The sequence below is a fragment of the Exiguobacterium sp. s150 genome, from assembly GCF_018618435.1.
Lineage (GTDB): Bacteria > Bacillota > Bacilli > Exiguobacteriales > Exiguobacteriaceae > Exiguobacterium > Exiguobacterium alkaliphilum.
In genome coordinates this window covers 1-20,727 of the sequence record NZ_JACSMC010000017.1, presented here as the reverse complement: position 1 = coordinate 20,727, position 20,727 = coordinate 1, and the positions used below count along the sequence as shown (strand labels likewise).

The following is a 20,727-nucleotide window of genomic DNA, read 5'->3' as shown; positions in this document are numbered from 1 at the left end:
TTCACTCGAAGTTATTGACGATACCTTATTCATTTTGTATAGTCATCAAGTTGATAACGTGCATTTAAGCTTATTCGAGTAGTTATTGTTCGGAAATTCATTAATACAAGGAGTCTTATTCATGAACTTATTTTATTTGAAACAACATGGGACGAATGTTAAACAAGAAGTGACCGCTGGCGTCACAACGTTCGTCACGATGGCGTATATCTCGGTCGTTAACCCGGCCATCCTGTCTGATGCCGGCATCCCGTTCGCGCAAGCGTTCACGGCGACCATCATCGCCATCTTGATCGGGACGGGATTGATGGCGTTTTATGCGAACCTGCCAATCGCCGTCGCACCCGGGATGGGGCTGAACGCCTTCTTCGCCTATACGCTCGTCGCCCAGCAACAAATCGCGCCGTCGACCGCGCTCGGCGTCGTCTTCGTCTCGTCTGTCTTCTTTTTGATTTTATCGCTGTCCCCGATTCGGACGAAGTTGATTCAAGCGATTCCGGCGTCATTGAAGCATGCCATCACGACCGGCATCGGATTGTTCATCGCTTCGCTCGGTTTGAAACTGTCGGGTCTCATCGTGTCAGACGAGGCGAACCTCGTCCGTCTCGGCGACTTGTCGTCTCCGAGCGTCCTCCTCGTGCTCGGCGGGCTCATCGTGTCGGCACTCCTTTTCTCACGGAACATCCCGGGGTCACTCCTCATCGGGATGATTCTCACCGGGATTGCGGCCTACTTTATGGACCTCTTAAAAATTGACGGGGTGACGGCGATGCCGACGTTGCCGGAAGGACTGATGGTAAACCCGGTCACCGCGTTCACCGATGTCATTCAATACGGCCTGTTTGGCGCCGTCTTGTCATTCTTCCTCGTCACGCTCTTTGACACGACCGGCACACTCGTCGGGGTCGGAAAGCAGGCAGGGTTACTGAAGCAAGACGGAACAATTGAGAACGGGCACCGCGCCTTGTTCGCTGACTCGCTCGCAACGATGGGCGGCTCGCTCGTCGGAACGAGCCCGTCGACGGCGTATATTGAATCGGCCGCCGGTGTCGCTCAAGGCGGACGGACCGGCCTGACGACGGCTGTCGTCGCGGGATTGTTCGGGCTCACGCTCTTCTTTAGCCCGCTCATCGGCGCCATCTCCGGTGTCGCGGCCATCACGGCGCCCGCACTGATTATCGTCGGGGCCCTCATGTTGACGAACGTCCGCTATATCGATTGGTCGGACTTTAGCGAATACTTCCCGGCCTTTATGACGATCCTTATCATGCCGCTCTCAGGTAGCATCGAGCGCGGGATTGCCTTCGGGTTCATCCTCTATCCGATCTTTAAAGCGATGAACAAAGAGACGGTCCACCCGCTCATCTACTTGTTCGGCGCACTCTTTATCTTGGAAATGTTTTTCTTATAAGTTAGATTCGTGCCCTCGTCCTCGACGAGGGTTTTTCTGTATCGAAGCAAGGGAATGCTGTTTTATAGCAGGATATGCCTGAATTCCAATTCATTCTCATCCCCTTCTCAATTAGACAGGATTTTACAGTTTTTTATGCGATTCAACCCATTTTGCTTTATTGTTGTCGTTCCGTTATGAAATAATGGCGGTGAAATCGTTTACGAAAACCAGCTGAAGAAAGAAGGAATGGACATGCCTAAAGTGGCGCTATTCGTCACTTGCCTTTCCGATACGCTCTTCCCATCGGTAGGTCAAGCGACGGTCGAACTATTGGAACACCTCGGCTGTGACGTCAGCTTCCCGTTCGAGCAGACGTGTTGCGGTCAGCCGGCCTATAACAGCGGCTATCACGAAGAGACGAAAAAGATTGCGAAGCATATGATCGAGACGTTCGAGAAGGCGGACGCCGATTACATCGTCGGCCCTTCCGGCTCGTGCGTCATGATGATGCGCGATTACGCACATTTGTTCAAGGATGACCCGGCTTGGAAAACGCGCGCCGAGGCCCATGCGGCGAAGACGTTCGAATTGACGCAATTCATCGTCGACGTGCTCGAGGTGAAAGACGTCGGGGCGAAGTTCCCTGCCAAAGCGACGTATCACGCCTCGTGCCATATGACGCGCCTCCTCGGAATCGAGGCGGCACCCGGGCAACTGCTCAAACATGTCGACGGCTTGACGATGGTCCCGCTCGACGGTGTCCATAACTGCTGTGGGTTTGGTGGCACGTTCTCCGTCAAGATGCCGGACGTGTCGGTGCAGATGGTCGACGAGAAGGTCGCGTCCATCTTGAATTCTGGAGCCGACGTCTTAATCGGGGCGGACGCCTCGTGTCTGATGAATATCGGGGGACGCCTACATAAACAAGGCCATCCAATCAAAGTGATGCATATCGCCGAATTGTTGAATGAAGGGGTGAAACAGGCATGAGCATGGGGATTCGATTAGATGAGAAGTTTCAAGCGCGTCGCAAAGACGGGATTGACAACCCGTTCATGCGGGAAGCCGTCAGTTCGGCCCAAGACCGTCTTCGTGGCGTCAGGCTGTACGCGGCTGAGGAACTAGGCGACTGGGAAGCGTTCCGTGACCATTCGGAAGAGATTCGTCAGCACGTACTCGAACACCTCGACTATTATTTGTATCAATTGAGCGAAAACATCTCAAAACGCGGCGGCCACGTCTTCTTCGCCGAGACGCCGGCAGAAGCGAACCGGTATATCCGGGAAGTCGTCCGGTCGAAGGACGCGAAACATATCGTCAAAGCCAAGTCGATGGTGACAGAAGAAATCGGCCTGAACGAGGCGTTAAAAGAAGAAGGGTGTACGGTCGTCGAGTCAGACCTCGGGGAATGGATTCTTCAACTCGATAACGATCCGCCGTCGCACATCATCGCCCCGGCACTTCATAAAGACCGGAACGCCGTCCATAAGACGTTCACCGCGAACGGGTACGAGGGGACAAATGACCCGACCGAGCTCGGTCGTTATGCTCGTCGGGAGCTACGGAAAGATTTTTTGAAAGCGGAAGTCGGCATCACCGGCTGTAACTTCGCCATCGCCGAGAGCGGTGCCGTCGGGCTCGTCACGAATGAAGGAAACGGACGGATGGTCACGTCCCTTCCGGACACGGTCATCTCTGTCATGGGGATGGAGCGGCTCGTGCCGTCGTACGAAGAGTTCGAAGTGCTCGTCAACATGCTCTGCCGAAGCGCCGTCGGGCAACGACTCACCTCATACATCACGACGTTCGCCGGGACAAGGTCTATCGGCGAGGTCGATGGTCCTGAAGAATTCCATCTCGTCATCGTCGACAACAAGCGCTCCGGGATTCTCGGTACCCAGTTCCAATCGGTGCTGCAATGTATCCGCTGTGCGTCTTGCATCAACGTCTGTCCGGTGTATCGTCATATCGGCGGCCACGCCTACGGCTCGATTTATTCCGGTCCGATCGGCGCTGTGCTCGCCCCGCTCCTTGACGGATACGAGAATTATAAGGAACTGCCTTACGCATCGAGCTTATGCGGTGCTTGTACGGAAGCGTGTCCGGTCAAGATCCCGCTCCACGAACTGTTGATTGAGCATCGCCGCGTCATCGTCGAAGAGAAGAAGCAGTCGCCGTTCGTCGAACGGATTGCCATGAAAGGCTTCGCCGTCACGTCCTCGAGCCCGCTTTTGTTCGGCGCGGCCGAGCAGATGGCACCGTTCGCCACGTCTCCGTTCACGAAGGCGGGACAAATCGAGAAAGGGCTACCGGCATGGACGGACTCGAAAGACTTGCCGCAACCGAGTAAACAGACCGTACGGGACTGGTTCAAGAAACGGGGGAATGCAGAGTGAATCCAGGTACAATCACGAACCGTGAAGACTTTTTGAAACGCATCGCCAACCAACTCGGACGCGACATCGACTTGACCCCGCCCAAACGTGTGTACAAGCACCGTCCGCAAGATGACGTGTTGAAGGACGCGTCTGAAGAGGAGCTCCTCGAGACGTTTCGGATGGTTGCGACACGTATCCACACAGACGTCATCGAATGCGAGTCGGCTCATCTCGACGAGACACTTCGCCTTTTGATTGAGCAGTACGGGGGACAGGCAATCATCGCCGAGCATGACGAGCGCATCAAGTCGTGGGCGCCAAAAACGAGCGCATCGTTCGACTGGTGGGACGCCACGCGTCCGGATGAGAGTCGGGCGTTGGCCGTCAAAGCCGATATCGGCATCACAATCGCCGACGCGGCGTTCGCCGAGAGCGCGACAATCGTCCAATACGCAAAACCGGGAAAATCACGGACGATAAGCCTGTTGCCGCACGACCATATCGCCATTATCCCGAAATCGGTCCTTGTCCCTCGGATGACACAAACCGCCAAGCAGCTCAGTGCATTAGACAAGGACGGAGACCTCGCGTCACCGAAAGGCGTCAACTTTATCTCCGGCCCATCGAACTCGGCCGATATCGAGATGAACTTGATTGTCGGGGTACACGGTCCGGTCCGTGTCGCCTATGTGCTCGTGCACGATTTATAAATAGCAAGACTCGCACGTGAAGGGCTCACGCGCGAGTCTTTTTCATGCTTGTTCAACGGTAATGCTTCCGTTCGAGCTCGTCAGTCTAAGTTCAACCGTCCCATCCCCATACGTCCGCTCATTCGCCCGATCGCCGAACAGCTCGACTTTGCCGTTGTTCGTTTTCGCACGGATGACGGCATCACGCGGCTCACGTTTCAACCGAACATCGATGCGCCCATTATTCGTCTTCAGGCGGACTGGGTGCTCGAACACATCCATCGCATAGTCGATGCGTCCGTTCGAGGTCTTCGCCTCGACCGCTCCTTTTACGTCGTGGATATCGAGACGCCCGTTCGAGGAATGGACCTCTAATCGATCGACGTTCGAGGCAGCGACTTCCACGCGTCCGTTCGAGGAATGGGCATGTAACGCCTGACCGCTCATCGCCGTGAGACTGACTTTCCCGTTCGGGGAACGGAAAGAGCCACGCTTCGCATTCACCGTGTTCACCGTGATGCTACCGTTCTCGCTCTCGACTTCGACCGATGCCGCATCTAGGTTTCGCACGTCGCACGAGCCGTGACGATTCTTCAAGACGACTTGTTCATACGCATGACGCGGCAGCTCGATATGGAGCACCGGGGCCTTCGTCACCGCCCAGGCAAACAAATTCGATAGACCGAAACGACGCTCGGACTCGATTCGGATTTCCAAGGTGTCCCCGACGATATTCATCGTCACCCCGTGGTCCCGTTCCGTCTCGAGCGTGGCGTAGGCAAAACCGTCATGCGACGGAACGACGCGGACGTGTGCTTGCAGGACGTCGATGGAGACGTTATGGAACGCCACGTTCTGACTTTTGACGACGGTCGGCTCTTTACGACTGACTTCAGAAGAGGACTCAGTCGATCCAAGCAGCTCACCGGCTAACGTCTCTGGCCGCCCAAGCTCCTCAATCATCGCTGCGTCCGTCTTCCCGTCTGCCCGTCCGTTCGCAAAGTACTCGGACACGTCACGCAACATATCGACTCGTTCGATGACGCTCACCCCGGCAAGTAATCGTTCGAGCTCTCCCAAATACTGTTCTTCTGTCATACGTCGTCTCCCCCTTTAATCAATTCGTTGACGCCTGTTGTGAACAATTCCCACTCGTTTCGTAACGCCTCTAAATGCATCTTCCCTTGGTCCGTGATCGTGTAATACTTTCGCGGCGGTCCTTCAGCCGACTCTTTCAAGTACGTCGTGAAGTAGCCTTCGGACGTTAGCCGCCGAAGGAGCGGATAGACCGCACCTTCCGAGATGGATACTTTCGCCGAAATGGCTTGGACGAGCTCATAGCCGTAACGGTCGCCTTGTTCGACGAGCGCGAGCACACATAAGTTGAGCACGCCCTTCTTAAATTGAGGATTCATCATCCCGCCTCCTCTACTATATATTAAACAATAGCCCATAGTTCACTATTGGTCAATGAATAATAGTGAACTTCCGAGAATTTCTTGATTGGTGGCAACGGCTGGTTGAAATCTGTACAATGAAGGAACGAACCAGACAGGATTTTGTCACAGATGGAATGCACGTAGTTCCAGGAAGGAACGGTCTATTATGAAAGCATGGATTGACCAACGGATCGGAAGACAGTTTTTATTCGTCTTCTATTTATTCATCGGACTGATCCTCCTTACCTCACTTGCCGTGTACGTCTATACGGAAAATCGAATTGAACAGACGACGACCTCGCTCGAGAATGTCAGCGAACGCAGAACGAATGCGACTGAGTTATTCGAGACGTGGCAGTCCATGCAATATGAGATGCGCGGCTACGTCATCCTCGGTGACGAGGAGATGCTCACCCGCGTCAAAGATAAACAAGCGTTGATTGAGACGCAGACCGCTTGGTTTGAAGCGAATGCGGTCACTGAAAAAGAGAAAGTGTATGCGAGCGACGCTCGGACGCTCTTCTCGGCATATCAGGAACGTGTCATGCCGAGCCTAGAGCGCTATGTCGTAGCGAAACGTACCGGTACGGTCACCGAGCCGTTTTTGCAGATGCCGACACTCGGCAAGGTGACGCCGCAAGCGGAACCACCGGCAGACCGGAAGTTTAAAATCAATTCGAAGAGCGCCGCGGATATGAGCGCGAGCATCGTCGACATGGAGTCCGTGTTCACGGAATATCGAAACTCATTGAACGATGAGGAGAACATGCTTCGTGAGCAACTTGCGACACATACGAAGTGGGCGCAAGTACTCTGGTTGTTATCCCTCCTCGCCGTCCTCCTCGTCCTCTTCATCGCAGCCCGTCCGTACGTTCAGCGGTTGACCGGTCAGCTCCAAGATTTGATCGTCAACAGCGGCCGACTCGCGGATGAACAAACCGTGCCGATGCAGTGGGCCTCGTCCCGAAACGAGGTCGGCCAATTGACCGACTCGTTCCGTCAAATGGCCTCTTCGCTCGCGATGCAGCGTCATCAAGTCGAAGAGGAACGTGAAAAGACGGCCCGTCTGCTTCACTCGATTCGAGATGCTGTCATTTATGTCGAACATACGACGAACGAGAAGATGGCGAACCAGGCGCTATTCGTCATGTTCAATCAAGCCATCACAAAACGAAACGAGATGGACTTATATCGACTCGACGCCGATTTAGAAGCGCTCGGACTTCAAGTCGACCAAAAAGACGCGTTCTTCTCGTTCATGCGCCATGCGTTCGAAGGTGAGGGCATGGAAGAGAGCGTGACGTTCTCGATGAACCAAGAAGCACGCTTCATTCAAATGTATGCCGAGAAGATTCATTTACGGGGCACGCGACACGGCACGATGCTCGTCTTCCGTGACGTGACACAAGAGACCGAAGTCGACCGTCTGAAGACCGAGCTCGTCTCGACGGTGTCCCACGAGTTGCGGACACCGCTCACGAGCATCATCGGCTTCACGGAACTGTTGCGCTATCGGAGCTTACAGCCAGATCGCGTCGATCAGTATTTAGGGATGATTCATCAAGAGACGCTTCGCCTTGAGGACTTGATTTCGAATCTGCTCGACGTCCAGCGCATGGAGTCTGGTCAACAGGCGTACGAGTACCAACCCGAACGCCTGCATGACATTTTGTCCGAAACGATTGCGCTACATCAAGGCGCGAGCCAACACCATGCGCTCACGCTCGAATGTGATACGAATCTCCTCGTTTATGGGGACCGGAATCGGTTGAGTCAACTGTTCACGAACTTGCTGCACAACGCGATTAAATATTCGCCGGACGGGGGGAAGGTTGCCGTCTGCGTCACGCATGATCAAACGGACACGATTGAGATTTCGGTTCAAGACAAAGGCATCGGAATACCTGAATCGGCGATTTCCAAACTGTTCGATAAATTCTATCGTGTCGACAACTCGGCCAGCCGTAAAATCGGCGGCACCGGTCTCGGTCTTGCCATCTGTAAAGAGATTGCGGAAGGTCATGGCGGATCGATTCATGTCGATTCAAGTGTCGGGGATGGATCGACCTTCACCATCACCTTACCGAAATATGTAGCCGAAGATAAGATGAGTAGTTAACAAAAGAGAAGGGGTCCGCATTGCGCGAACCCCTCTTTTTCATTGGACTTTGTTTTCAGGGCCAAACGACGGATAAAGCGAAAGGCCACCGTCGGCGAAAATCGTCGTACCAGTCACGTAGGATGACTCGTCTGACGCGAGCCATGCGGCGACCGCCGAAATTTGTTCCGGACGACCAATCTCATGCGTCGGGATGAGCGCCTCGAGCCCTTTCTTCTCTTCCGGGTCTTGCATCGTCTCTTCGTTGATCGGTGTATCGATCGCACCTGGTGCGATGGCGTTCACGCGAATCTTGTTCGGTGCGTATTCAAGCGCGACCGATTTTGTGAACATCTTGACGCCACCCTTACTCGCCGCATAGTGCGTATAACCTGGGCGGGGGATGACTTCATGCACCGACGACATGTTGATGATATTTCCTTGAATCTCGTGTTCGACGAAATATTTCAACGCGGCACGCACACCGAGGAACGTGCCCGTCAAGTTCGTATCGATAATCTTCTTCCAATTGTCGAGCTCCATCTCGTGCGTCTTCGCTTCGACTTGGACACCGGCGTTGTTGACGAAGATATCCATCTTCCCAAACTCAGAGACAGCTTTCTCGATCATCTTCTCGGCGAGCCCTTCTTCCGCGACGTCCCCTTTTACCGCGACCGCTTTCCCGCCACTCGCCTCAATGCCACGAATGACTTCGTTCATCTCGTCTTCGCTACTCCGATAGTTCAAGACGACATGGACGCCTTCTTTCGCATAGCGCTCGGCGACGGCACGCCCAATCCCTTTCGAACTCCCCGTGATGACCGCGACTTTCCCTTTTAACTCTGGATAGTTTGCCATACTGTTCCCTCCTTCAGCTTCTCGCTTTGTAGTTCCCTCATTCCCCTCTTGTCGAAACCTCCCGACCTTGATTTTGAATATTTAAAGTAAATCCACTATACTGAAACAAACTACTCGTTTTCAGGAATTGCCTGAAAGACGTACAATCTTACTTCAATGGAGGTGACTCCCCGATTTTTGGGGGAATTTTTGGACAGTCCCACGTTACTCAGTTTAATCATCGTTGCCTTGCTCATCTTCTTGACCGCGTTCTTTGTCGCTGCCGAATTTTCAATCGTCAAAGTGCGGGGCGCACGACTCGACCAACTCGTTCTTGAAGGAAACAAGCGCGCCATCGTCGCAAAAAAAGTGATTGAGAATCTCGATGATTCCCTTTCCGCGTCTCAGTTCGGCATCACCTTGTCCGCGCTCGGCCTTGGGTGGATCGGCGCCGATCAAATCGAAGGGATGATGGAACCGCTCATCAACGTCTTCAACGTCTCGGCGACCACTTCGACGTTCTTGTCATTTTTAATCGCCTTCTTGTTGATCGCCTTCTTACATGTAGTTATCGGTGAACTCGTCCCGAAGACGCTCGCTGTTCACGAGGCCGAGAAGTTGACGCTCCTCGTCGCACGTCCGCTTTACTGGTTCACGAAGATTATGTATCCGTTCATCCGTGTGTTGAACAGTTTGGCCCGGCTCACGCTTCGCTTGTTCGGTGTCCAGACGACCGCTCAAGAGACGGCGCATTCCGAGGAAGAACTGAAGATTATCATGACGGAGAGCTTCAAGAGCGGGGAGATTAACGAGAACGAGCTCGCCTACGTGCAAAACATCTTCTCGTTCGACGAGCGCGTCGCGAAAGACGCGATGGTGCCGCGCATGAACATGGTCACGATTGACGAGGAAGATTCGATGGACTCGATTATCGCCACCGTCCAAGAGCACCAATATACGCGCTATCCGGTCACACGCGACGGCGACCGGGACGACGTGCTCGGCTTTGTGAACGCGAAGCAGTTGTTCACGGCCCAACTCGCGAACAGTGATGCCCCGTTCGCAACGTTCATCCATCAACTGCCGCTCGTGACCGAGTTCACCCCGCTCCAAGAAGCGATGGTGAAGATGCAAAACGCACGGACGATGATGTGTCTCGTCATCGATGAATACGGCGGCACGGCCGGCCTGCTCACGATTGAGGACATCTTAGAAGAAATCGTCGGCGAGATTCGTGACGAGTTCGACCGCGACGAACAGGCCGAAATCACGGAAGTCACCCCGGGGCACTATCGCCTGTCCGGCCTCGTCCTCACACAGGAAGTCGAGGAACGGTTCGGGATCGAGATTGAAGACGACGTCGACACGGTCGGCGGGTTCGTCTTGTCACAAAAAGCGAACGCCCGAGCCGGCGAACGCTTCGTCCTGCCCGGTGATCACGAATTAATCGTCCGTGAAGTCGATAACCACCGCATCGTCTTCGTCGACTTGATTCTCGCCCATAGAGACGAGATTCAAGCTGAAATCGATTGACGCTTCCACTTGCCTTCCCACTCCACGTCGGGAAGGCTTTTCTTATGCGCTCAGAACTGTCGCTATATTTTCATGTCCTGTCGTGCTATACTGCACATATGTTGCTTATTTGAGTGCACGCCACTCATTGACACAACATCACCGAGTTATTCACGATTGCTCGGTCCAACAACTACAGAAAGAAGGTTACGCATGGAACGTAAACTATTTTTAATTGACGGTAACTCCATGCTGGCCAGTGCCTACTATGGTGCCGCCGCGAGCCGAACGAAAAAAGGACGCGAGGTATCAAAAAACGATCGGAGCGCCGTCATCGGAATGACCGGCCTCATCCGGACGATTCTACGCAGACATCGTCCGACCCATTTTGTCGTCGTTTGGGACGTATCACGTGAAACATTGTGGCGTCGGGAACTTTATCCCGGTTATAAACGCCGCCGTCGCCAAACACCGCCCGAATTGAAGGCTCAAATGGAACTCATGCGCCAACTCCTTGAAGAGAGCGGCATCCCGCAATATCAAGTCGAAGGCTATGAAGGAGAAGATTTGATCGCCCACATCGCGCGGAAGTTCAGCTGTAGCGCACCTGTCGTCATCATGACGAAGGATAAAGATTTGCTTCAGCTCGTGAGCCCACGCATCACGGTTTGGCTTCAAACTCAAGAACTGCAACAGATGCAGGCGCGTTGCGACATTAAAGACAACCGCCCGCTCCCGCTCAAGCGACATCTCGAGATTCGCCCTGAGGAGATTGCAGCACTCTATGAAGGCTTGAAGCCGAAACAACTCTCAGCCGTCAAGGCGTTGACAGGAGACCGTTCTGACGGGATTCCTCCTGTGGCCGGACTTGACGAGAGCCAGTCGGTAAAATTGATTAAGCGATTCGGTTCGCTCGAAAAATTGTATACGGCACTGAGCGTCAAAGGCGACAAACGACAACAAATCAACGAAACGATCGCGGCACTGACGTCAGAGGAAGTGCCCCGTAACTTGAGACGCACCCGTAAGAAAGCCGAGCGCAACATGGAGCTCGTCCGTCTCGATGTCACGGTGCCACAGCTTGAACATTTGAAGCTCGCTCATCTCGAGCTTAGCATCAACCCAAAACGAGTCGAGCAAGCGTATAAAAAACGCGGGCTTCGCCTCTCGTTCGATTCAGGCCAGAAAAAAATGACAGCACGTTAAAAAGCGCGGACATCAGTCCACGCTTTTTATATTGACCGTAATGCCGTCTGAATCGGTGAGCGACCATTCGCTCGTCGTCCCACCGAGCGCTTCGTTCGTCGCCGCATCGACGAGCAGTGTCCACGCCTCGATGCCGGCTTCTTCGCCCATCGGCATGCTCGGTCGCGCCCAAACGTTCGTGCCGACATGATGATGATAGCCGTCGGCCGCCAAGAATAAGGCACCCGGATAAGAGTCCGTCGTCACCGTGAAACCGAGGCGATCCGCATAAAATGAACGCGCCATCTCGAGAGAACGAACTTTGAAATGCACGTGGCCCATCGTCGTCCCGGACGGCAGTCCCGTGAACGGGCGATCGGCCGCCGCTTCGAGCATCGATTGATAGTCGACAGGATCCGTCGACATCTTCACGTGCCCGTTCGGCTCATATTCCCACTGGTCACGAGGTCGGTCGGCATACAGTTCGATGCCGTTCCCTTCTGGATCGCTCAAATAGAACGCCTCGCTCACCAAATGGTCCCCTTGCCCGACCTCGATGTGACGACTGATTAAATGATGGAGCACTCGGCCGAGCTCGATTCGGTCCGGTAGAAGGATGGCGAAATGGAACAGGCCAGCCGCTTGACGATTTGGTCGCGCGCCTTTCACTTCATGCAAGATGACGAGCGGCGTCGTCTCCGTGCCGAGCGTCACGTACCCGTCTCTCGTGTCGAGAACGTCCATCCCGATGATTTCTTTATAAAAAGCTTGCATCGTGTTCAAGTCGCTGACGCGCAACGTGACAGCACCTAATTTGATATTTGTTAGTTTCATGTTCTTCACCTCTCTTTTGAGTATACCCGCTAAGTGAAATCGACAGAAGACGGCACAAAAAGGTGGTATAGTTACGTAAAGGATACTATGAAGGAGAGAACGTTGTGACGAAAATCTCAAGTTGTGAAGTCGATACGGCGCTCGAACTGATTACGGGCAAATGGAAGCCGTCGATTTTACTCGCCCTCATTAACGGAGGCACACTCCGGTTCAGTGAACTGAAACGCGCGCTTCCGAACATCAGTCAAAAAATCCTGACGGCCCAACTCCGTGATTTAGAAGAGCACGACATCATCATCCGGACCGTCTATCCGGAAGTGCCGCCGCGCGTCGACTATCGATTAAGCGAATACGGACGGACGCTCATCCCGGTGCTCGAAACGATGAACGCGTGGGGCATCCGTCATGCGGAGCATATGCGTCAAAAGTGACTTGTCCACATGTGGATAATCCGATTCCACACTTCATTCCACTACTTATCCACAGGAGGCCTTTATGATTCGTTATCCCCAACTGACCGGCAGAACGGTCGGTGTCACGGCGCCCTCATCCGGCATCCCGACCGAACTTCACCATCTACTCCATGAAGCGGAGAAGACGTTCAACCGTCATGGTTTCACGTTACGCTTCCAGCCGTCGAGTTGGACGCAGTCAAACGCCAAGTCGGCGCCTGCCGACGTCCGCGCGAGTGAGCTGACGTCGTTGTTTCAAGACGAGACGATCGATTTGATTATCCCGCCGTGGGGCGGGACGCTATTGATTGAAATTCTAGACCGTATCGCTTGGGACGCGCTACCGGCGAAATGGATGCTCGGTTATTCCGACGTCAGCTTATTTCTATTCGTCTATACGTTAAAAACCGGCATCGCCTCAGCGCATGGGACGAACCTCGTCGACCTTCGCGGCGAGGAGTGGGACGAGACGAGTTCACGTTGGCTCGATGTCGTCTCGGCAAAAGAAGGCGAGACCGTCATTCAACGCGCTTCGGAGCATTATCAAAAGGAATGGCAACACGGGAACCCGACTCCGCACATCTATCATTTGACCGAGACGACCGAATGGAAAGCGATGGGCGGCACCGAGGCGACAGGGCGACTGCTCGGCGGTTGCATCGACGTCTTGTTGCATACAATCGGCACGCCTTATGGCGACATCCACACGTTCCAACGCGAGCATTTGAACGGGGAGCCGATTCTTTGGTACTTCGAGAACGCTGAGTTCGACGTCCCTGCACTCAAACGGACCCTCCTTCAAATGAAGTGGGCCGGTTGGTTCGATCATACGAGCGGAATTTTGTTCGGCCGAAGCGAGGCGCAACAACCGATCCAAGGCTATACGGCCGAAGACGTCTACGCCGAGCTTCAAGACATGCTCGACGTACCCGTCATCTATGACATCGACTGCGGGCACGTGCCGCCACAACTGACGCTCGTCAATGGCGCGCACGCCTCGATTCAAGTCGAGGATGGGAAAGGAACACTCATTCAAACGTTCAAGGGCTGAGTCATCAGCCCTTGATTTTTTTCATCATCGAAGTAAGGTGGCTCCGGAAACGACCTTCCGGGAATAAACCGACTTCTCGTTCAATCAACGGTATCCACTCATCCCCACAACCGTGACTCGTTCCAATTAACAATCCCTCGAAGTAAATGGCTTGGTCGACAAAACCATGCTTCGCCCACTGATCATGGTGCTCCAACAGCTTCAAAAACGACTTCCGAGCTACTTCTGTCTCACCGGTCAGTGCGAAATAAACACCTTTACTCATCTCGAATGCGGCAATGAACTCTTCATTCCCCGCTAATAATTGGTCCATAACCGAAATTTGCTGTTTTAGAAGGTCTGTTTTCCGATAATCAATTGCGTAGAGCGCCTCGGTCATCGCGACACGTATTTTCATTGATACATCCCCTGTAAAGGCAGTGTATTGCTTCGCTTTCTCTAGCGCACTTAAGACTAAATCCTCATCTTTTAAATACAGGGCACATATCGCGATGACACGATATACATCGTCCACACGATAGTATATCTTTGTCCGTGTCATATAATCGAGTGTATCTTCAAGACGACGAATCGCACCTGGCAAATCATCGTCATACAACATATTCCGGAACACCATCAACATACTGAACTCAACACGCGTCTTCGTTTTCATGCTCCTCAAATCAATCAATTCAAGCATATCAATGCGCTCAATCGCCTCGTCAAAACGATTCCACATAAGCAGATAAAAGGCTTGGCTGATGCGCGCCATAATCAGTTCCTCTTTCTCCTCGAACCGCTCAAACACCGCAATTGCCCGATCGTATAGCTCAAGCAGTTTTTGTTGCTCTCCATTATTGAACATCGTGTCCGCGAATAAAGTATAAGCTTTCCCTTGCCATACCGAGTTCATCTCGTCTTCTAAATAAGGACGAAGCGCTTGTTGGACGTCTTCATCTTTCCATGATTGGAGCGTCCCTTGTGTCGATTCAATCTCCTCGACGATTTTCTGTAAATCTGCTTCTCGCGCATCGACAAGCAGCGACTGTACCGGCACGTCTAGTCGCTTCGCAATCTCGCGTAGGCTGCGCATCGACGCCTCCGCCTTGCCGTTCTCAATCATACTGAGCATCGATTTCGTGATGATGCCTTCTGCGAGCTGGCTTTGGGTCAACTTTTTTTCTTTCCGTAACGCTTTAATCTGTTGTCCAATCATAGAGCACCTCTTTAAAAAAGTTAAATTAAATTGAACTTTATAGTAAAGGAGAATGATTCTGATGAACACATCACCAAACTTGTACGTCTTGTTGCTCGGGAAATTCATGTCGCTGTTCGCTTCGAGCCTGTTCACGTTCGTCGCCGGCTTGACCGTCCTGACGACGTCAGGCTCCGGACTCCAGTTCGCGCTCGTCCTTCTTTTTGGCACGTTGCCCCGCGTCCTGTTATCCCCGCTCGCCGGTGTCTATGCCGATAAACTGAACCGCAAGCGTGTCATCATCACGATGGAATCGTTGAGCGCGGCCTTGTTCTTTCTCGCAGGCGCTGCGAGTCTCGTTTGGACGTTCGGCGTCCCTGTCTTCTTGATTATCACATGTCTGCTCTCTATCGTCTCGACTTTCTTGTCGGTCACGCTGTCGAGTTCGATTCCTTTTCTTTTTGATAAAGACGAACTGCAACGTGCCAACTCGCTCATTCAAAGCGTCGTCTCGATCTCGAGTATCGGTACACCACTGTTGGCCGGGGCGTTGTTCCTCCTTCTACCGATCTCAGCGTTTCTGTTCAGCTCGTCACTGCTCTTTATCATCGCAGCTCTCTTCGCCTCCCGGCTCACCTTTCAATCATATGAAAAAACTTCCGCCGATCATTCGACGTGGGAAGACGTCCGTTCCGGTTTCCGCTATTTGAAACGGCAGCGCGTGCTGTGGACGTTGACCGTCCTTGCCGCACTGCTCAACTTTTTCTTCGTCGCTTCACAAGTGTTATTTCCGATTGTCGCCTTGCAAGAAATCGGAACGAGCCCGCTCCAGTTCGGTTTATTAGAAAGCATGTTCGCCGTCGGCTTTTTAGTCGCCTCGCTCGCCCATGCATTACCGATATTTGCGATCAAGTATCGCCTCGCGACAGTCCGAACGTCGCTCATCGTCATGAGTTGCCTCTTTATCGCACCGGCCGTGCCCGTTTATTTTGACTTCTCGATTACACCGGCCATCGTTTTTTTAACAGCTTTCACGCTGTTCAGCGGCTTTTTCATCATCCGGGTCAACATTCCGATGCAACTGTATTTACAAACGAATACAGAACCGAGCTACCTCGGTCGGGTCATCGGTGTGCTCGAATCACTCGCGATGGGCATCACGCCGCTCGGTTTCATCTTGTTCGGCGCCTTGAGTGAATGGGTATCGGTCACTTTCCTCTATACAGTCTGCATGGTCTGCCTGCTATCGATCACGCTGCTTGCGATGTATCGGATCCGTCACGACATCGCTGCCGAAAAAGCAGCTGTGTCAGCAGACGCGGAAAGTGCATGAACGCCAAAAGACATCGAACCGCTCAGTTCGATGTCTTCTCTGTTGAAGGTAAAATTCGTTTTTCGAGTAGGAACGGTCCGAACGGGATGACCGACGCCATGACCGCGAGGACGAGCACTTTGAAACTCCAGCGGAAGCGCCACGCCATGTAGACGGCAGCCGCGACGTACGCGACGAACAAGAATCCGTGCGCCGCACCGACGATGCTGACGGCGAGCGGCATACCCGCTAAATACTTGAGCGGCATCGCGATAAACAATAACAATAAGAACGACATGCCTTCCGTATATCCGAGCCATTTAAACTGTGTAGCGTTCATTTCTGTTCTCCTTTGCAATCCATGCTATGTTCATCGTAGCCGAACAACGAACGGTTTGTCACAGGAGAATGTCAGAAAGTCGTCACGCTATTTGACGATTTGGTGAACGATGCATGACTTTCGTTTCAACGAACTTGCGAAGGAACAACCCGTCGATCCCGATTTTCCCAGCGTTGTAACCGGCGACGAGGATGAGGACCGAAACGATGAGCATCGTCGGGTTCGTGCTGACCGTACCTGAGAGCAAGAACGCCATGTTCATGACGAGACCGAAGAAAGCGGCGCTACGAGTCAACGCTCCGAGCAAGAGGCCAAGACCGACCAAAAACTCACCATACGGGATCAAGATGTCAAACAACGCTGCGTTCGGAATCGCGAAGCCTTCGAGGAAGGCGGCCCACCAACCGGCCACCGCCGGATGGTCGCCCGTCGCGAGCGACGCTGCGTTTTGAAGATAGCCACCAGATGCGAAGTCGCCTGTGATTTTTCCCCACCCGGCCGTGAGCCAGTGATAACCGAGCCAAATCCGAAGTACGGTCAAGATGCCGGTCGCGATGTTGTGGTTTTGCCAAAACTTTGTGAACATGATAATACCTCCTTGTTATGTGGAATGATGACTTATATGTGATTACATTCACAATATACCACTCATGTTCAGTTTTTCACATACGTTATGACAATCGTTCACCGTTCGTCCATATGTGTGTCATAAGTCAGTCACTTTTTGGAAATTCCACAAAAAAGACGCCCGTTTGGACGTCACGTCGACCTTTATAACTGAACTTCTTGCGGTGGTTGCCCTTTCTTATTCATGACCCGCATCGATTGTGGCGTCACTTTCAAGATGACAAGTTTCGGATCATCCGGACCGTCGAACCAACCTTCGAGCTTCTCGTTCCACACTTTTTCTTTCATCGACTCGTCGTCCGACACGGTCGTCTCCCCTAAAATCTCTAAATACGTATCGCCGACACCGTCGCCATCGTAACCGATTAAAATATGTGTATACGGATTGTTTTTCAACTCGTCGACTTTATCTGTGTCTTTCGAGGTCGCGGTATAGAGCGTCAATTCATCGTGGAAAAATGTCATGTAGCGGCTATGCGGCTTTCCTTTATAGACAGTCGCCATCGTCCCTACGTTGCTGTGATTCAAAATATCTTTTGCCGTTTGCAATGCATCCATTTCGAATACCCTCCTTGTGATTGTCACTCGTATACTCTTCCCCGGAGGCACGCGATTAAACACAAAAAAACCTGCCCGCAGATGCGGACAGGTTGTAAAATTCCTTAAAGTTAAGGAAGATTAGATTTTTTCAACGTTAGAAGCTTGTGGTCCACGAGCTCCGTCAGTGATTTCGAAAGTTACTGCTTGGCCTTCTTCAAGTGTCTTGAAGCCGTCGCCTTGGATTGCTGAGAAGTGTACGAATACGTCGTCTCCGCCTTCCATTTCGATGAAGCCATAACCTTTTTCTGAGTTAAACCATTTTACTTTACCTGTGTTCATAATGAACCCTCCTGAAATAAACGCTGAGCGTTATAGTAGTGCCTTACTAGAAAAAACTGACCAAAAAAAAGCACAAACCTCTGGGATTATCTTAAAACGAAAAATAATCCAAAGCGTTTGTGAATTATGTTTCCAGCTATTCTTAATTAAGCACATACGTAATATACCACGGACAAATGCTTCTGTCTACTAAATACTTCGGTTTGCTAAAAACACTTCGAAATCGGGTACAGTCAGAGGGAAGTCATCACGAGGAGGAGACAGACCATGGAGGCCATTAATCGATCGAATCCCCACGCCACGATTCGCGCCAACTCTGCTTATGCGGAGGAATCTTTATGGACGGATACGCTCGCTTGGCATGAAGCGACTCGCCGCGAGTCCTATCCGCATCAACATCATACCGAACCGTCACGTCTTCCATTGACCGAACGAATCGTACCGGTGACGAACGCCCTTCCCCTCGAAGTGGCAGACGATATGGTGCGTCCCGTTTGGATGAGACGACTGGACGCGGAATATTTGAATCTGACACAAGCAACGACACACCAAGTCGATGTGACCGAGTACGGGGCCGTCGGGGACGGGAGGACCGACTGCACGCTCGCCTTCCGGCTCGCCCTTCGTTCAAATCGGCGCGTCCACGTACCAGCCGGGACGTACGTCGTCCGAGGGATTCGAATGCCATCGAACTGCGTACTCGTAGGGGCCGGACAGGACAAGACCGTGATTAAGCTCGCCGACGGGGCCCCGAAACATCGACGTCTACTCCGGAATGCGACACCGTTCCGTGGCAACCACCATATCGAAGTCGCCCATCTCACGCTCGATTGGAACGTCGATCGCCTCGGCGACGTCGAACGGACGTCGAGCGGCGATACGGCGTCGAGTGCGTTGACGTTCGCCCATGTCACGTTCGGCTGGATTCACCATGTGACGGCGAAGAATGCCGGCTTGCACGCGTTCGACATCACGGCGCCCCACTACCACTATCTCGGGGACGGCCTACGGGCGGCGAACGGGAGCCGTTACGTTTGGCTCGACCGATGCGAGGCGACCCATTACGGGGACGATGGGATCACGACCCATCACAGCGACGCCATCTATATCACGAACTGTTATTGCCACCACCCGCACGGTCGAACGCACACGGCCGGTTTTTCGAATTCGAACGGGATTGAGGTCGATGACGGCTCACGTCACGTCGTCCTCGTCAATAATTTGACCGAAGGCTGTTTCGGCGGGATCGAGGTGAAGGCGCACGCCACGTCCTCGGCCGCCCATGACGTCCACATTTTCGGGCACGTGTCGTATCACGACAACCGTTCGTATAACTTCCGCCACATCGGCCACCATTTGGCGGACGACCCGGACTCGAAGACGGCCCGGTTCCTCTCCGGGACGAACCTCGTCTCCATTGAACCGGTCCGGTCCGGCTTATACGAAAAGTCCTCGCCTCGCAGTCTCGTCATCTCCGCTTATCAAGATGTGTTCATCAACGGGTTCACCGCACTCGGAGACACGGCATACGACTACGAGGCCCAACCGGCACTCGCGATTCAATACAAATCGCGTAACGTGCGTTTGAAGCGGATCACGGCGAGCGGATTCACATCGGCCCGTGCCGACATCGAACTGTTCGGCGGGGCGAACCATACGGACCGTGTCTCGATTGAAGACGTGTCCTGCCGTCACTCGGCTCCGATCGCCATTAAAATCGGAGGACGGCTTTCGACGGTCTCGCTTCATCGAATCGAGGGCGAACAAAAAGGAGGAGATGCACTCATCTCCTCCCAAAGTCCACTCGACACCCACGACGTGTTCGCTTACGGATTCTCAGAACGGGTGCGGAGCGACGCTTGAGCCGATTCGACGAGCTCGTCGAGCATCGCTTCGTCCAAATTGAGCGAACTTACTGTTTGTTTCGCCATCATCCGGACGATCGCCTTGTCGAGGAAGCCCATGCGTTCAAAGTCATACCCGCTGCCCACGACTTCGACGAAATAGGCATGCGCCCGTAACGCGTCCCGATAAGCCGCTTCAAGTTCCCGTTTGCGTTCCGCGGCGGTCGGGGTGCCGGCACACAAATAGAGTCCGAGCGGGCGTTTCAACAGTTCCGACTCGTTGATGTGAAGCCAAGCGGTCATCTCGTCTTGGATTTTCCCCATTCGGATTGAGCTGCCGACGATGACGTGATCCACGCCCGCCCAGTCTACGTCAGGCCGTTCGACCACATCCTGAACGTGGACGTCCCCCGGTAATCGGTCCGCCAATAGACGTGCGACCTTTTCGCTCGTCCCGTAGCGGCTTGAATAGGTGATCAATGTCTTCATCTCGTTTCCCCATTTCGGTCAGGTCATAGTATCCTATTCCCGAAAGAACGCGCGAGACGTAGCAGCATCAAAAAAACTCGCCTCTAAAGGCGAGTTTTTTCAGACTGTAGACAAAACATTGTCTGCAGTCTTTTTTATTTGCCCGACCGGGCACAGCTCGCTTTTCTGGGGGCAAGCAGGGAGCCGCATCGCGA

At 53.1% G+C, this 20,727-nt stretch carries 21 protein-coding genes; 11 read left to right on the top strand and 10 right to left on the bottom strand.

The features are described from left to right. Positions 1-121: 121 nt before the first annotated feature. The 4 genes from KNP76_RS09470 to KNP76_RS09455 all read left to right on the top strand — a co-directional run bounded on the left by KNP76_RS09470 (position 122) and on the right by KNP76_RS09455 (position 4,481). The gene (locus KNP76_RS09470; RefSeq protein WP_214844419.1) at positions 122-1,411 is read left to right on the top strand and encodes an NCS2 family permease; all 1,290 of its coding nucleotides are present in this window, start codon (positions 122-124) and stop codon (positions 1,409-1,411) included. A gap of 234 nt (positions 1,412-1,645) precedes the next feature. Beyond that, the gene (locus tag KNP76_RS09465) at positions 1,646-2,383 is read left to right on the top strand and encodes a (Fe-S)-binding protein (protein WP_214844418.1); all 738 of its coding nucleotides are present in this window, start codon (positions 1,646-1,648) and stop codon (positions 2,381-2,383) included. A gap of 2 nt (positions 2,384-2,385) precedes the next feature. Then, on the top strand, positions 2,386-3,789 hold the full coding sequence (locus KNP76_RS09460) for a LutB/LldF family L-lactate oxidation iron-sulfur protein (RefSeq protein ID WP_371816206.1): 1,404 nt from the start codon (positions 2,386-2,388) through the stop codon (positions 3,787-3,789). Then, positions 3,786-4,481 carry a LutC/YkgG family protein gene (locus KNP76_RS09455; protein WP_034816808.1) on the top strand — a complete coding sequence of 232 codons (696 nt, stop codon included), beginning with the start codon at positions 3,786-3,788 and terminating at the stop codon, positions 4,479-4,481. The genes KNP76_RS09460 and KNP76_RS09455 overlap by 4 nt, the downstream gene beginning before the upstream one ends. Before the next feature lie 42 nt (positions 4,482-4,523). On the opposite strand, the gene KNP76_RS09450 is transcribed toward KNP76_RS09455, so the two are convergent. Together KNP76_RS09450 and KNP76_RS09445 are read right to left on the bottom strand one after the other, a co-directional pair. Then, positions 4,524-5,558 carry a DUF4097 family beta strand repeat-containing protein gene (locus KNP76_RS09450; RefSeq protein ID WP_214844416.1) on the bottom strand — a complete coding sequence of 345 codons (1,035 nt, stop codon included), beginning with the start codon at positions 5,556-5,558 and terminating at the stop codon, positions 4,524-4,526. Continuing rightward, positions 5,555-5,875 carry a PadR family transcriptional regulator gene (locus KNP76_RS09445; RefSeq protein WP_034805234.1) on the bottom strand — a complete coding sequence of 107 codons (321 nt, stop codon included), beginning with the start codon at positions 5,873-5,875 and terminating at the stop codon, positions 5,555-5,557. The genes KNP76_RS09450 and KNP76_RS09445 overlap by 4 nt, the downstream gene beginning before the upstream one ends. Before the next feature lie 190 nt (positions 5,876-6,065). Here KNP76_RS09445 and KNP76_RS09440 point away from each other — a divergent pair, with 190 nt between their 5' ends. Beyond that, entirely contained in the window at positions 6,066-8,018 is a 1,953-nt protein-coding gene (locus KNP76_RS09440) for an ATP-binding protein (RefSeq protein WP_214844415.1), read from the top strand. Between the two features lie 39 nt (positions 8,019-8,057). Here the strand turns inward: KNP76_RS09440 and KNP76_RS09435 are convergent, their stop codons facing one another. Beyond that, a complete protein-coding gene (locus KNP76_RS09435; RefSeq protein ID WP_034816812.1) occupies positions 8,058-8,855 on the bottom strand; it encodes a glucose 1-dehydrogenase in 798 nt (265 codons plus the stop codon). A 189-nt stretch (positions 8,856-9,044) separates the two neighbouring features. Between KNP76_RS09435 and KNP76_RS09430 the strand changes: the two genes are divergently transcribed. Both KNP76_RS09430 and KNP76_RS09425 read left to right on the top strand, forming a co-directional pair. Next, on the top strand, positions 9,045-10,367 hold the full coding sequence (locus KNP76_RS09430; RefSeq protein WP_251137425.1) for a hemolysin family protein: 1,323 nt from the start codon (positions 9,045-9,047) through the stop codon (positions 10,365-10,367). Between the two features lie 192 nt (positions 10,368-10,559). Beyond that, on the top strand, positions 10,560-11,552 hold the full coding sequence (locus tag KNP76_RS09425; protein WP_034805239.1) for a 5'-3' exonuclease: 993 nt from the start codon (positions 10,560-10,562) through the stop codon (positions 11,550-11,552). Positions 11,553-11,564: 12 nt separating this feature from the next. Here the strand turns inward: KNP76_RS09425 and KNP76_RS09420 are convergent, their stop codons facing one another. Further along, entirely contained in the window at positions 11,565-12,365 is an 801-nt protein-coding gene (locus tag KNP76_RS09420) for a VOC family protein (RefSeq protein WP_214844411.1), read from the bottom strand. A 104-nt stretch (positions 12,366-12,469) separates the two neighbouring features. Here KNP76_RS09420 and KNP76_RS09415 point away from each other — a divergent pair, with 104 nt between their 5' ends. Both KNP76_RS09415 and KNP76_RS09410 read left to right on the top strand, forming a co-directional pair. Continuing rightward, positions 12,470-12,796: a winged helix-turn-helix transcriptional regulator gene (locus KNP76_RS09415; protein WP_034805242.1), complete on the top strand. Its 327-nt coding sequence runs from the start codon at positions 12,470-12,472 to the stop codon at positions 12,794-12,796. Between the two features lie 64 nt (positions 12,797-12,860). Next, positions 12,861-13,868 (top strand): S66 family peptidase, encoded by a 1,008-nt coding sequence (locus KNP76_RS09410; RefSeq protein WP_214844403.1) that lies wholly within the window; start codon positions 12,861-12,863, stop codon positions 13,866-13,868. A 4-nt stretch (positions 13,869-13,872) separates the two neighbouring features. Here the strand turns inward: KNP76_RS09410 and KNP76_RS09405 are convergent, their stop codons facing one another. Further along, positions 13,873-15,063 carry a helix-turn-helix domain-containing protein gene (locus KNP76_RS09405; protein WP_211780107.1) on the bottom strand — a complete coding sequence of 397 codons (1,191 nt, stop codon included), beginning with the start codon at positions 15,061-15,063 and terminating at the stop codon, positions 13,873-13,875. Positions 15,064-15,124: 61 nt separating this feature from the next. On the opposite strand from KNP76_RS09405, the gene KNP76_RS09400 reads away from it, so the two are divergent. Next, a complete protein-coding gene (locus KNP76_RS09400; RefSeq protein ID WP_246514280.1) occupies positions 15,125-16,375 on the top strand; it encodes an MFS transporter in 1,251 nt (416 codons plus the stop codon). A gap of 22 nt (positions 16,376-16,397) precedes the next feature. On the opposite strand, the gene KNP76_RS09395 is transcribed toward KNP76_RS09400, so the two are convergent. The 4 genes from KNP76_RS09395 to KNP76_RS09380 all read right to left on the bottom strand — a co-directional run bounded on the left by KNP76_RS09395 (position 16,398) and on the right by KNP76_RS09380 (position 18,200). Beyond that, positions 16,398-16,694, bottom strand: coding sequence for a DUF3817 domain-containing protein (locus tag KNP76_RS09395; protein WP_034816822.1), 297 nt, complete (start codon positions 16,692-16,694; stop codon positions 16,398-16,400). An 82-nt stretch (positions 16,695-16,776) separates the two neighbouring features. Next, positions 16,777-17,280: a DoxX family membrane protein gene (locus tag KNP76_RS09390; RefSeq protein WP_034805257.1), complete on the bottom strand. Its 504-nt coding sequence runs from the start codon at positions 17,278-17,280 to the stop codon at positions 16,777-16,779. Positions 17,281-17,465: 185 nt separating this feature from the next. Further along, positions 17,466-17,879 carry a pyridoxamine 5'-phosphate oxidase family protein gene (locus KNP76_RS09385; protein WP_034805259.1) on the bottom strand — a complete coding sequence of 138 codons (414 nt, stop codon included), beginning with the start codon at positions 17,877-17,879 and terminating at the stop codon, positions 17,466-17,468. 120 nt (positions 17,880-17,999) lie between these two features. Beyond that, entirely contained in the window at positions 18,000-18,200 is a 201-nt protein-coding gene (locus KNP76_RS09380) for a cold-shock protein (RefSeq protein ID WP_016507985.1), read from the bottom strand. Between the two features lie 267 nt (positions 18,201-18,467). Here KNP76_RS09380 and KNP76_RS09375 point away from each other — a divergent pair, with 267 nt between their 5' ends. Beyond that, positions 18,468-20,063 carry a glycoside hydrolase family 55 protein gene (locus KNP76_RS09375; RefSeq protein ID WP_211780108.1) on the top strand — a complete coding sequence of 532 codons (1,596 nt, stop codon included), beginning with the start codon at positions 18,468-18,470 and terminating at the stop codon, positions 20,061-20,063. On the opposite strand, the gene KNP76_RS09370 is transcribed toward KNP76_RS09375, so the two are convergent. Continuing rightward, positions 20,027-20,533, bottom strand: a complete 507-nt coding sequence (locus KNP76_RS09370) for a flavodoxin domain-containing protein (RefSeq protein WP_034816827.1) — start codon at positions 20,531-20,533, stop codon at positions 20,027-20,029. The genes KNP76_RS09375 and KNP76_RS09370 overlap by 37 nt on opposite strands. Between the last annotated feature and the right edge of the window lie 194 nt (positions 20,534-20,727).

What these genes read in the sequence shown, in the direction of transcription:
- KNP76_RS09385 (WP_034805259.1), bottom strand. Translation starts at nt 17,879, where the DNA reads ATGGATGCATTGCAAACGGCAAAAGATATTTTGAATCACAGCAACGTA.
- KNP76_RS09420 (WP_214844411.1), bottom strand. Translation starts at nt 12,365, where the DNA reads ATGAAACTAACAAATATCAAATTAGGTGCTGTCACGTTGCGCGTCAGC.
- KNP76_RS09400 (WP_246514280.1), top strand. Translation starts at nt 15,125, where the DNA reads ATGAACACATCACCAAACTTGTACGTCTTGTTGCTCGGGAAATTCATG.
- KNP76_RS09435 (WP_034816812.1), bottom strand. Translation starts at nt 8,855, where the DNA reads ATGGCAAACTATCCAGAGTTAAAAGGGAAAGTCGCGGTCATCACGGGG.
- KNP76_RS09450 (WP_214844416.1), bottom strand. Translation starts at nt 5,558, where the DNA reads ATGACAGAAGAACAGTATTTGGGAGAGCTCGAACGATTACTTGCCGGG.
- KNP76_RS09470 (WP_214844419.1), top strand. Translation starts at nt 122, where the DNA reads ATGAACTTATTTTATTTGAAACAACATGGGACGAATGTTAAACAAGAA.
- KNP76_RS09405 (WP_211780107.1), bottom strand. Translation starts at nt 15,063, where the DNA reads ATGATTGGACAACAGATTAAAGCGTTACGGAAAGAAAAAAAGTTGACC.
- KNP76_RS09375 (WP_211780108.1), top strand. Translation starts at nt 18,468, where the DNA reads ATGGAGGCCATTAATCGATCGAATCCCCACGCCACGATTCGCGCCAAC.
- KNP76_RS09465 (WP_214844418.1), top strand. Translation starts at nt 1,646, where the DNA reads ATGCCTAAAGTGGCGCTATTCGTCACTTGCCTTTCCGATACGCTCTTC.
- KNP76_RS09395 (WP_034816822.1), bottom strand. Translation starts at nt 16,694, where the DNA reads ATGAACGCTACACAGTTTAAATGGCTCGGATATACGGAAGGCATGTCG.
- KNP76_RS09440 (WP_214844415.1), top strand. Translation starts at nt 6,066, where the DNA reads ATGAAAGCATGGATTGACCAACGGATCGGAAGACAGTTTTTATTCGTC.
- KNP76_RS09410 (WP_214844403.1), top strand. Translation starts at nt 12,861, where the DNA reads ATGATTCGTTATCCCCAACTGACCGGCAGAACGGTCGGTGTCACGGCG.
- KNP76_RS09445 (WP_034805234.1), bottom strand. Translation starts at nt 5,875, where the DNA reads ATGAATCCTCAATTTAAGAAGGGCGTGCTCAACTTATGTGTGCTCGCG.
- KNP76_RS09425 (WP_034805239.1), top strand. Translation starts at nt 10,560, where the DNA reads ATGGAACGTAAACTATTTTTAATTGACGGTAACTCCATGCTGGCCAGT.
- KNP76_RS09460 (WP_371816206.1), top strand. Translation starts at nt 2,386, where the DNA reads ATGGGGATTCGATTAGATGAGAAGTTTCAAGCGCGTCGCAAAGACGGG.
- KNP76_RS09370 (WP_034816827.1), bottom strand. Translation starts at nt 20,533, where the DNA reads ATGAAGACATTGATCACCTATTCAAGCCGCTACGGGACGAGCGAAAAG.
- KNP76_RS09390 (WP_034805257.1), bottom strand. Translation starts at nt 17,280, where the DNA reads ATGTTCACAAAGTTTTGGCAAAACCACAACATCGCGACCGGCATCTTG.
- KNP76_RS09380 (WP_016507985.1), bottom strand. Translation starts at nt 18,200, where the DNA reads ATGAACACAGGTAAAGTAAAATGGTTTAACTCAGAAAAAGGTTATGGC.